Source organism: Thauera aromatica, from assembly GCF_023093595.1.
GTDB lineage: Bacteria > Pseudomonadota > Gammaproteobacteria > Burkholderiales > Rhodocyclaceae > Thauera > Thauera aromatica_A.
The window spans coordinates 1-9,323 of the sequence record NZ_JALLIK010000058.1 but is presented as its reverse complement, the minus strand read 5'-3'; the positions used below and the strand labels follow the sequence as shown (position 1 = coordinate 9,323).

10 protein-coding genes are annotated in these 9,323 nt (G+C 60.9%); all 10 read right to left on the bottom strand.

All coding sequences use genetic code 11. The features are described 5' to 3' along the window. On the bottom strand, nucleotides 1-322 hold a 322-nt coding region (locus MXC99_RS00925), incomplete at its 3' end, for an AAA family ATPase (RefSeq protein WP_247723756.1). Between the two features lie 116 nt (nucleotides 323-438). Then, nucleotides 439-2,025 carry a Fic family protein gene (locus MXC99_RS00920; protein ID WP_247723755.1) on the bottom strand — a complete coding sequence of 529 codons (1,587 nt, stop codon included), beginning with the start codon at nucleotides 2,023-2,025 and terminating at the stop codon, nucleotides 439-441. Further along, a complete protein-coding gene (locus MXC99_RS00915) occupies nucleotides 2,022-3,554 on the bottom strand; it encodes a glycosyltransferase (RefSeq protein ID WP_282100113.1) in 1,533 nt (510 codons plus the stop codon). Before MXC99_RS00915 ends, MXC99_RS00920 begins: the two co-directional genes overlap by 4 nt. A 54-nt stretch (nucleotides 3,555-3,608) precedes the next feature. Beyond that, entirely contained in the window at nucleotides 3,609-4,154 is a 546-nt protein-coding gene (rfbC, locus tag MXC99_RS00910; protein WP_247723753.1) for a dTDP-4-dehydrorhamnose 3,5-epimerase, read from the bottom strand. Then, nucleotides 4,154-5,038, bottom strand: a complete 885-nt coding sequence (rfbA, locus tag MXC99_RS00905) for a glucose-1-phosphate thymidylyltransferase RfbA (protein ID WP_247723752.1) — start codon at nucleotides 5,036-5,038, stop codon at nucleotides 4,154-4,156. Before rfbA ends, rfbC begins: the two co-directional genes overlap by 1 nt. Further along, entirely contained in the window at nucleotides 5,031-6,503 is a 1,473-nt protein-coding gene (locus tag MXC99_RS00900; protein ID WP_247723751.1) for an AlbA family DNA-binding domain-containing protein, read from the bottom strand. Before MXC99_RS00900 ends, rfbA begins: the two co-directional genes overlap by 8 nt. 22 nt (nucleotides 6,504-6,525) lie before the next feature. After that, nucleotides 6,526-6,705: a hypothetical protein gene (locus tag MXC99_RS00895; protein WP_247723750.1), complete on the bottom strand. Its 180-nt coding sequence runs from the start codon at nucleotides 6,703-6,705 to the stop codon at nucleotides 6,526-6,528. Continuing rightward, nucleotides 6,702-7,766, bottom strand: a complete 1,065-nt coding sequence (rfbB, locus tag MXC99_RS00890; protein WP_247723749.1) for a dTDP-glucose 4,6-dehydratase — start codon at nucleotides 7,764-7,766, stop codon at nucleotides 6,702-6,704. The genes MXC99_RS00895 and rfbB overlap by 4 nt, the downstream gene beginning before the upstream one ends. 48 nt (nucleotides 7,767-7,814) lie before the next feature. Further along, complete coding sequence (locus MXC99_RS00885; RefSeq protein WP_247723748.1) at nucleotides 7,815-8,771, bottom strand: hypothetical protein; 957 nt, start codon at nucleotides 8,769-8,771, stop codon at nucleotides 7,815-7,817. Next, on the bottom strand, nucleotides 8,771-9,323 hold a 553-nt coding region (locus MXC99_RS00880), incomplete at its 5' end, for an ATG16 family protein (protein WP_247723747.1). The genes MXC99_RS00885 and MXC99_RS00880, both read right to left, overlap by 1 nt.

Sequence of the window (9,323 nt, the reverse complement as noted above, 5' to 3'; positions counted from 1 at the left end):
ACTCGTCAATTTTGGTTTCCAGATCGGCAGCGTCACGGATCACCCCACCGCCAAAGCTGATGCGGATCACCGGATACCGGACCGACCAGTTCCACCGGCCGTGCACCGCCAACCCACGAAACAGCGGCTCGTTGCCCTCGAACAACTCGGCCAGGGTATCGATGAACAGGCTCTTGCCAAAGCGCCGCGGACGCGACAGAAAGTAGTAGTTGCCTTCTTCGATCAGTCGCAGCGCCGCGCCGGTCTTATCGACGTAGTAGCAATCGTCCTCGCGGATGCGCGCGAAGGTCTGGATGCCGATGGGGAGCTTCTTGCGGGACATGACGGGTGCGATGAAATATAAGACTTGCCAAAGCCCATTGTAGCCCGCACAGCAAGGCGCCGTTCTTCAGAATCCGGCTTGGTTGTGAGCCAATTTTATTGCCACGGCCGCCAACCCTAGCTTTCCTCGGAACCATCCTCCGGGATAAGCCCGAACGACTCCCGGACGACGTCCTCGACACGGTTCAGCACGTCGGCCGGTAGATGGAAAAACTGTTTTCGCCGCCTCGCAGAGAGCCGCCCCCGATTCGACTGCGCCATGCGGATCAACGCCGACAAATCCTTCTTGGGGAGATCGAACGCTGCATCCAGCCGCGCGAAGGCTTTGTCGTAGCCGCTCAGCCACGCCAGTTCGCGGGGAATCTCATCTTCCACGGCTTGCTGGATCATACGGTGCAGGAAAGCCACTTCTCTGCTGGCATCAAAGAACCGGTAGGCTCGGCTCCCCGGATGCGCGGTTACGTGAGGCGCTTCTTCAGCACGCACGTAGCGCCAGAGCCGCGTCACCGGCTGGGAGAAACCCGAAAGCACCTCGAGGTAGGTCGGGATGTTCTTCAGGATGACGGCGGATACGGGCACCACCGTTCCAGTCGGCAGCAGCCCTGAGTGCGTCAGCACGTGATGGATGAGAAACCGGTGCAGGCGCCCGTTGCCATCCATGAACGGGTGCAGGTAGACGAAGCCGAACGCGGCGGCGGCTGCCTTGACCAGAACATCGGTGCAGCGGTGGTCGTCGTTGATGAAGGCCTCCCATCCCTTCATTGCACGCGCAAGCTCGGCCTGCGGCACCGGAAAAAACGTGACGCGGCCGGTGGCGTCCTCCAGCCAGTTCTGCCGGGTGCGGTAGGAGGCCTCCTGGCTATAGACGTCGCGCACGACGGCGTTCTGCAGGCTCACCAGCCAGTTCTCGGTGACCTGCGTCGTTTCTCCGGCACGCCGGAGCAGTTGTACAAAGCGCTCCTGCTTGTCCGAGCTCGGGCTCTCACGCTCGATCTCGAAGCTGCTGCGCGTCTCGGAGAGGTGCAGATAACTCAGCGCGCGCTCGTGGAGCGCCGCGTCGGTGACCGATGCCAGGGTCTCCCGCGCCTTGTCGAGGAGCTCAGGCAAGGAAGGTCCGCTCGGCAATGCCGCGCGCCGCACCGTTGGGGAAAAGTCGGCCGTTCCCAGCGCATTGTTGCGTACGCGGAACTTGCGGTCGTTGGTGGGCTGTTTGGCGGTAAGGACGTCCTCTGGAGAAAACAGGTCGACGTAGCCCCCTGCCGGCAAGACTTCAACCGGGAGCGCCTGCCCGGTCAGCCACTCCCAAAGATGGCAGGCCCGCCGAATGTGCGCGCCGTTGGGCGCCTGGCGCAAGCGGGCCAGCAAGTCCTGTGGCGGGAGGTGCTCGAACAAAGCATCGATTACCTCGAGATTCACGCCCTCGTGGCGCAAGGCAAATTCAAGATGGCCGACCAGCGAGTCCTCGATCGCGACACCTCGCGGGAAGAGCACTCGGTCGGCGGAATCCACGCGCCGATTCACCGAACCACTGATCTCCGCCGCTTTCGCCAGCGGCCGGACTGCCAAGGAGAGTCGGCTGATGAGTTGTGCGTAGCCAATCGTCGCCATCGAACCCTCGAAATTTGTTTGTTCGACCCGAAATCCGTTATCAAGTCCTCGACTACAGAACAGTTTATTCGAGAATTTATTGTTATCGTCGATCAATCGGCGCGAGCGGATAGGTCACGCCAGCCGGTACCCAGGTCTGCTCCGCGCGGTCGTACTGCAGACCCCTGCAGCGACGCCTGCATCGCTCGGGTCTCTGCAAGGTGGTTGAGCAGCGGGATGACTTCGGCCAGCGGATGCCCGTTGTGCTCGTGCCAGTCCGCCTGTGCTGCGAAGGCGTCCGCGTTCTCTTCAAGCCACTGCTTTTGCCGGGCTTCGGCCTCCACCACTCGCTCATCCACCACAAAATGCTCCACCACCACCCGCTCATGCCCACTGCCGCAAACCTGACCGGCCTCGTCCAGCAGCTCCACCCGCAAAGCCACCCCATTCGGTGCGCCGTTCAGCCATAACGGATTCACCAGACCCGCGTTGAAGCTTGCATTGGCACGCAGCGGGATGCGCAGCTGCTGGAGGCCGTTGATGTCGATATGCAGACACAAAGTCTGCCCAGCCGGGCAGGGCAGGGTGCGACCGCACACATAAAAGTTGCGCGCGTAGGGTAGGGCGTCCACCGTCAGGCGTGCGGTCTGGGCCATAGAAAAACCATTCAGCGCTGCGTCGAAATTCAATCCGGCAAAGTGACAGCGCATCTGCAAGTCGTCGTCTGGCACAGCGCCGTCCAGCAGATGCGCCCAGCGCTGCTCCTGCTGCTGCAACATGGCCTCGGCCAGCGTCAGGCCAGCGGTTTGCGGTGTGGCGACGAAGCTTGGCGCCAGGGTGCTCATCAGCGCGTCGTCCTCGTCCGTCTGAGCCGCACCCGTCAGCCGCGCCGCCCATTGCTGTGCCAAAGTGCGCTTGATCTCTTTGCGCCAGCGCGCAAACAAGGCGCGGCTATTGCTCTCGTTACGCTCGTCCACCTGCCTGCGGCTCAGGCTCACGTGGTGGCGGATGCGGCTGTGCGGCGCCAGATACACCTTGCGGCCGGCCCCGCGCAGCTTGAAACACAAATCGACGTCCTCTGCGCCATTCACATAGCGCACGTCGAACCCGCCCACCGCGTCGAAGTCGGCCTTGCGCAGCAGCATGCACGCGCCCGTCACCGCCGGCATCTCCACCGCCTCGCTCCCGCCTGCCGGCAGGCTGCGGATATGCTCGAACTGGCCCCGCAGGTTCAGCCGCACCCCGGCGTGATCCAACGCCCCGTCGGCCACGCGAAACTGCACATTGCCCACCACGCCTGCGCGCAGGCGCGGGGTGTTCAGCACCACCAGCATGGGCGCCAGCCAGCCGGGCTCGAACAGTAGATCGTTGTTCAACAGTCCGATCACGTCCCCTTGGGCCAGGGCCACTCCGGCATTGCAGCTGCGCGCAAAGCCCAGGTTGTGCGGATTGAGATGGACACGAACGCGCGCATCCCTCAGCGTTGCCAGCCACGCCCGCGTGCCGTCGGTGGAGCCGTCATCCACCAGGATGATTTCGTAGTCCAGGTCTGGCGGCAACGAAGCCCGCAGCGACGCCAGCATCGCCTGGGTCTCTGCGAGATGGTTGAACAGCGGGATGACAAAGCTCGTCGGTAGTGAGGGCAAGGTGCAGCCTTCCGGGAAATGGATCCAATCGATGCGCCTGTAAGCGCGATAAGGCTACCCAAACACCTCCGCCTCCTCCAGCTTCGCCCCCAACTTGTCCTTCGCCGACAGCGACGGCTCGCCCTCCACCGGCCACGGCAGCGCCAGCGTCGGGTCGTTCCATGCAATGCAGCGCTCGTGTTCCGGTGCCCAGTAGTCCGTCGTCTTGTACAAGAACTCCGCCACCTCCGACACCACCACAAAGCCGTGTGCAAAGCCTTCGGGAATCCACAGCTGGCGCTTGTTTTCGGCGGACAGCGTCACCCCCACCCAACGGCCAAAGGTGGGCGAGGCGCGGCGGATGTCCACCGCCACGTCCCACACCTCGCCGCTCACCACCCGCACCAGCTTTCCTTGCGGCTGCCGGATCTGGTAGTGCAGGCCGCGCAGCACGCCCTTGACTGAGCGCGAATGGTTGTCCTGCACGAATTCCGTTTCCACCCCGGTCAGCTCCGCAAAGTGTCGCGCGTTGAAGCTTTCGAAGAAAAAGCCCCGCTGATCGCCGAACACCTTCGGCTCGATGATCCGCACCGCGGGGATTGCCGTCTGGATCACATTCATCAGAACACCTTGTCCTGCAGCAGGTTGAGCAGATACTGGCCATAGCCGTTCTTGGCCATGGGCGCAGCCAGCGCGCACAGCGCGTCGTTGTCGATCCAGCCGCTACGCCAGGCGATCTCCTCGGGCGAGGCCACCTTCAACCCCTGGCGGTGCTCGATGGTCTGGATGAACTGGCTCGCCTCCAGCATGCTTTCGTGTGTGCCGGTATCCAGCCAGGCGTAGCCCCGGCCCATCAACTCGACCTGCAGCGCGCCACGTTCCAGATACAGGCGGTTCAGATCGGTGATCTCCAACTCGCCGCGGGCCGACGGGCGCACCTGCCTGGCCAACTCCACCACCTGCGCATCGTAGAAATACAGCCCCGTCACCGCATACCGCGACTTGGGCTTGGCGGGCTTTTCTTCCAGGCTCAGTACCTTGCCGTCGGCGTCGAACTCCGCCACGCCGTAGCGCTCGGGGTCGTGCACCGCATAGGCAAACACCGTCGCCCCTTCATCCCGCCCAGCGGCACGCTTGAGCAGCGCGGCAAAGTCGTGGCCGTGGAAGATGTTGTCGCCCAGCACCAGCGCGCACAGCGAGCCGGCCAGAAACTCCTCGCCAATCAAGAAGGCTTGCGCCAGTCCATCGGGCGAAGGCTGCACTGCATACGACAAGCGAATGCCCCACTGGCTACCGTCACCCAGCAGCTGCTCGAAGCGCGGCGTGTCCTGCGGCGTGGAAATGATCAGGATGTCCCGAATCCCCGCCAGCAGCAGCGTGCACAGCGGGTAATACACCATGGGCTTGTCGTAGATGGGCAGCAACTGCTTGGAGACAGCCAGGGTTGCGGGGTAGAGGCGGGTCCCGGAGCCGCCCGCCAAAATGATGCCTTTTCTGTTATTCATCTGCCTGTTCCTTGAGCAATTGGTGCCCCTTTTCCGTGAGGCGATAGCGCTGTAATCGGCTTTGTGGTTTATCTGGAATTGTCATTTCAATGACGCCGCGATCGAGCAGGTTGCGGATCTGTTTATGCAGTTCGCCGGATACCGACTTATGTCCCAGCGCTTTTGCAAGCGCCGCCTTGCCTGCCTCCTGGGCGCCCAGCAAAACGACGAGCTTTGCTGCAAGAGAGGACTCTAGCCGTGACTCTAGCCGTGACTCTAGCCGTGACCTGCCTTTTGGAAGGCGTGACGGCTCAGTCTCCGTCAGCACACCCGATACATGGGGGTGTGCAAGGAAGATGCGCAACTGCAGGCCAGTGGCAAGTTCGGTGATGCGCGGCTCTGGAAGGCCCAGCCGATCGGCCTCGGCAAAGATGCGCTTGATGCCGCTGCCCCATTGCTCGATCAAGTGCAACTCGCGAAACACCCGAGCAATGACAGGATTGCGGATGCGGGACACCCCGCTTTTCATGTCTTCGACGGTCATCCCAGGCAGCAGCAGACCAGGGCTTTCGATGTCGATACGATCGTCGAAAAAGGCGACCCGTATCGGCGTACCGCGATGCGCATAGTCACTGTGCACCAAGGCATTGACGATCGCCTCACGCAGCATCGCCAGCGGAATGCTCCACACATCTTCACGCTGCATCGCGCCGAAACGGGCGGATTTGAATGCGTGCTTCTTCAGGAAAAGCTCAATCTGCTCCACCGCATCGGGCAGGTGGGCGTGGATGTCCTGCTGGTCGAAGATTTCGACCTTGTCCGTGCCACGAAACCGACCGCATTGCACCCACGCATCAGGGAAGTAGTACTCGCGCGCCTTACCAAACAAGAGAACAGCCCCTTGCGTGGGTATCAGGCGGCCCTGTTCGGGACGCAACAATTTCAAGGTCAGCAGGCCTTGATCATCCAATGTGCGCTGCTGCCCAAGCAGTCGTTCGATAGCAACAAGATCGAGATCGTCCCGGCCAAGCTCGGGCACCGGCTGCTCATCAAACACCCGGCCTGCTGCCGCGTGGTGCCTCTCGGCAATCCATCCTGCCCCCGCCTGCCGGTTGCTCGAACCCAAGCGTACGTAAACACCCTGTTCCGGGCCCAGGCTGTTGAGATAGTGTGGGCAAGCACTGCTGGGGAAAACCTCCACGATCAGCAAGGTGCGCTCACCCATGCTGACAAGTTCCACGTTCGGCATGAGTCGTGGCGAGATGGCATCGACGATCAGGCTGCAGATGCGCTCTTCCTCACCCAGCGGATCCGCAACACCCAGCACATGTCGGGCGTCATCCACACCAACCACAAGGCAACCGCCCGCCGCATTCGCAAAGGCCACCAGCGTCTTGAGCACGTTCCGCGGAGACGACAAGTCGCGCTTGAACTCAAGCGTCTTGCCTTCCGGCTGCTTCAACAACTCTTCGATGCGCGGGGTCATGGGTGGGATTTGAAGAAGCGTTTCAAAAAATCTGCTGAAGAATATGCCGAACCCCAACCTGCCAATCCGGCAGCGTCACGCTTTGCGGGGCGATCACGTCGGTTTCCAGATACACGCTGGCCTTGTCGCCGGTACACACATAGGCGGCACGCTGCAGATTAAACTCCACCTGGCCATCCTTGCCGGTCAGCAGAATCTTCATGCGGCGCCCCCGTACTGCTTGCCCACCCACTCCCGATACGCCCCGCTTTGTACGCTGGCCACCCATTCCGGGTTGTCCAGATACCACTGCACGGTCTTGCGAATCCCCGTCTCGAAGGTCTCCGCCGGCTTCCAGCCCAGTTCGCGCTCGATCTTGCGCGCGTCGATCGCATAGCGGCGGTCGTGGCCGGGGCGGTCCTGCACGTAGGTGATCTGCTCGGCATAGCCACGACCATCGGCGCGCGGCTGCAGCTCGTCCAGCAAGGCGCAGATCGTGCGCACGATGTCGATGTTGGCCTTCTCGTTCCAGCCGCCCACGTTGTAGGTCTCGCCCGGGGTGCCGGCCTGCAGTACGCGGCGGATGGCGGTGCAGTGGTCCTCCACATACAGCCAGTCGCGAATCTGCTGCCCGTCGCCATACACCGGCAGCGGCTTGCCCGCCAGGGCGTTGACGATCATCAGCGGGATCAGCTTTTCGGGGAAATGATAGGGGCCGTAGTTGTTGCTGCAGTTGGTGGTCAGCACCGGCAGGCCATAGGTATGGTGATAGGCCCGCACCAACATGTCGGAGCTGGCCTTGCTGGCCGAATACGGGCTGTTGGGCGCGTAGGGCGTGGTTTCGGTAAAGGCCGGGCCATTCGGCCCCAGGGTGCCATACACCTCGTCGGTGGATACATGCAAAAACCGGAACGCCTGCTTCGCCTCGCCCTGCAGCGCGCCCCAGTGCGTCCTTGCCGCCTCCAGCAGGCGGAAGGTGCCCATCACGTTGGTGTCGACAAAAGCCTCGGGGCCGTGGATGGAGCGATCGACATGCGATTCGGCCGCGAAATGCACCACCGCGCGCGGCGAATGCTCTGCAAACAGGCGCTGCAGCAGCGCCGCATCGCGAATGTCGCCTTGGACGAACACATGCTGGCCCGAGCCCTTCAGCGAATCGAGATTGCCCAGATTGCCGGCATAGGTCAGCGCATCCAGGTTGATGACCGGCTCGTCGGTCTGGCCGCACCACTGCAGCACAAAATTCGAGCCGATAAAGCCGGCACCACCTGTTACCAGAATCATGAGTTCACCTAATTTATTGAAATAAGAAATATGCAAAAACGTTCAAGTTCATGCTGCAAATCGAGCACGTGCAGCATCCCTCGCAGGGGATGCATTGTTCGCCCAGCGGGCAAGCGCTAATTCGCAATCAGCCATGAGGGTATCGGCGATCAACTCGGGGTGATGCTCAATCAGGTAGAAGACAGACCTCGCCTCCGGAATTAAATCCTTTTCGCGAAATGGAGTACCGTGAAAAAACTTATCCCGCAGTCGCCCCGCAATCTCGATGCGGTCGTAGCTGATTTCACGCCCATCCACTTGCAGGTGACACATTGCTCCGTCTTCAAGGTTGAGCATGATCTTGACCGCCCGGCGCGACTTGATCTCTTCGCCCTTCAGTGCGTAGGCAAGGCTTTCAAGCACATTAAAAAGCCGGCACACCTTGAACAGAGGATTCTTCTCTCGAGTCGCATCAGCGAATAAAGACATGGCAAAAGCAAAACGAGGGTCTTCTTCTGCTGCCTCTCTGATGCGATCTACTTTTTCCTGGAGCGCCTTGGCTGTATTGCCAAATCCGAGGTGTTGCCGCCGCCGAGAGTGAGGGGGCACCATCCGAAAGAACGGCGGGGCTTGGTCGGTCAGGGTAACGTAAGCAAACTCAGTCAAGCGTTCGCCGCTTACCCAAGCAATAATTTGTTCGGCTTGCTCGATTTTCGCGTGGGCTGCGGCTTCGAGAACCTCCGACGGCGCACTGACTGCAGGAAAGTAAATCACCGTAATCACGGGCAAGCTCTCCGCACCTTGCGCCAATCCCGCGGTTGTTTGCTCAGATGTCAGCTCGACGCCAAAGAACTGGCGTAAGTAGGATGCAACGTAGCCAACTTCTGTATTGAAACCCAATGAGGCAAGCGGCACTGCCAGCACGTCCGGGCTGATCCAAATCGGAGATTGAAGGAAGGCTCCGTAGCAGAGTCGGTGTACGGCAGGTCTTCGTGATATCTGCTCAGCAGCCTTTTCGTAGTTCATCAAAGACGATCCAGGTCCGAGTCTGAAATCATCAAGTCCTTCAGGAGTTCAAGCTGCGCTTCAGCACGCAACAGCTGAACGCGCAATGCCTCAAACTCGGATGCCTGCGTTTGCAGTGTGGCCTCTTTTTCGGCCAGCTCCACTTTTAACGACGAGACTTCAGCGATTGATGTCTTCAGCGCGTGCAGTTCGTTTGCAGCTTGCCTGATCGATGACTGCAAGCGTCCGACAACAGTAGGTGTGCCCTCGCTCAGCAATCGAAATCTGACCGTGGCCGTTAGAGTCCAGCCTTCACCTGCTTCAGTCAAAAAACTTTCGGGTATCGCCAGTTCAGCGTAAGGGTCAAATCCAGTTGCGATGACAGTGAACCTGGATTCGTCGCCTTCATTGCAGATGACCTGCATGTCGTCAGAAGCACTCACAAAACCATGCGCACCATTAGCCGTAAGCGGTAACTGCCCGGCGTCCTTGCCTACTTCGAGATTTCGAAGAGATCGGATCGCAGCGGATTGGCCGCGAAGTGTTGCTTCCACAGCCTTGGGGTGAGCTGCG